At 68.6% G+C, this 1852-nt stretch carries 2 protein-coding genes; both read right to left on the reverse strand.

Annotation, left to right across the window (positions count from 1 at the left end):
• On the reverse strand, positions 1-911 hold a 911-nt coding region (locus AC07YS_RS31885), incomplete at its 3' end, for an ABC transporter ATP-binding protein (protein WP_495270368.1).
• Positions 908-1852: ABC transporter ATP-binding protein (locus AC07YS_RS31890; RefSeq protein ID WP_495270367.1), on the reverse strand; the 945-nt coding region annotated here is incomplete at its 5' end. The genes AC07YS_RS31885 and AC07YS_RS31890, both read right to left, overlap by 4 nt.

Below are 1852 nucleotides of genomic sequence, written 5' to 3' on the forward strand. Positions count from 1 at the left end.
GGTACCGTCTGCGCACAGGCCTCGATGGCATGCGGGCAGCGCGTGCGGAACACGCAGCCTGAAGGCGGCGAGATCGGGCTGGGAATATCGCCCTTCAGTGCGATGCGCTCGGTGGCCATCTCGGGGTCGGGCTTCGGGCTCGCCGCCAGCAGCGCCTGGGTGTAGGGGTGCGAGGGGTTCGCGAACAGCTCCTCGGTGGTGGCCACTTCCATCACCTTGCCCAGGTACAGCACCACCACGCGGTCGCACAGGTACTCGACCACGTCCAGGTCGTGCGAGATGAAGAGCATGGTCAGGCCCAGGCGCTCGCGCAGGTCCGCCAGCAGGTTGATGACCTGCGATTGAATGGACACGTCGAGGGCAGACAGCGGCTCGTCGGCCACGATGAACTCGGGCTCCACGGCCAGCGCACGGGCCACGCCGATGCGCTGGCGCTGGCCGCCCGAGAACTCGTGCGGGAAGCGGCTCGCGTGCTCGGGGCGCAGGCCCACGGTCTCCAGCAGCTCGGCAATGCGCTTGTCGCGCGCCGCTGCGCCCTTGTGCAGCCCGTGCGTGGACAGCGCCTCACCGAGGATGGCGCTGATGCGCATCTTCGGGTTCAGGCTGGCGTACGGGTCCTGGAAGATGATCTGCAGCTTGCTGCGCAGCTTGCGCATGCGCTCGCCGGAGAGGCCGCCGATGTCGTCGCCGCGGTACAGCACCTGGCCCTCGGTGCGCTCGACCAGGCGCAGCACGGTGCGCCCGATGGTGCTCTTGCCCGAGCCCGATTCGCCGACCAGGCCCAGCGTCTCGCCGGGATGGATCGCGAAAGACACGTCGTCGACTGCGCGCACGGGGCGCTCGCTGCTGCCGAAGTATTTTTTAAGGCCGCGGACTTCGATGAGGGGAGAGAAAGAAGAAACAGCGGTCATGCGACCCTCGCGAGTTGGGCATCGGGCTGCACGCGCACGCAGCGCGCCTGGCGGTCTTGCCGGATGTCGATCAGCGGCGGCATCGCGTCCTTGCAGCTCGCCAGCGCCTGGTCGCAGCGCGGCTCGAAGGCGCAGCCCGGCGGCGGCGCCAATGGACTCGACACCTGCCCGCGGATCGCGAACAGCCGCTTGGGCTTGGGCTGGCCGGGCTGGCGCGCCTTGCCCGGCAGGCAGGCCAGCAGGCCCTGCGTGTACGGGTGCTCGGGCTGCGCGAAGAGCGGGCGCACCGGCGCGCGCTCGACCACACGGCCCGAGTACATGACGACCACGTCGTCGGCATGGTGCGCCACCACGCCCAGGTTGTGCGTGATGAACAGGATGCTCATGCCCGTCTCGGCCTGCAGCCGGCGCATCAGCTCCAGGATCTGCGCCTGGATGGTCACGTCCAGCGCCGTGGTGGGCTCGTCGGCAATCAGGAGCGTCGGGTCGCAGGCCATGGCCAGCGCAATCATCACCCGCTGGCGCATGCCGCCCGAGAGCTGGTGCGGGTACTCGTGGATGCGTTGGGCGGCGGCCGGAATCTCCACCAGCTCCAGCATGCGCAGCGCATGGGCCAAGGCCGCCTTGCGGTCCAGGCCCTTGTGCAGGCGCACGCTCTCGGCAATCTGCTCGCCGATGGTGAACACCGGGTTCAGGCTGGTCATCGGCTCCTGGAAGATCATCGACAGCTGGTTGCCGCGCAGCGAGCGCATCTCGCGTTCGCCGATCTGCAGCAGGTCGAGCGTCTTGCCTTCGCGGGTAACGAAGGAAGCCGATCCGCTGACCTGTGCGTTGGCGGTCTTGGGCAAGAGGCGCATCAGCGTGAGGCTGGTGACCGACTTGCCCGAGCCCGATTCGCCGACCAGCGCGGTGGTCTTGCCGGGTTGAATGGCAAAGCTCAC

It is taken from the genome of Variovorax sp. GW458-11-26-14-LB1, from assembly GCF_059423965.1.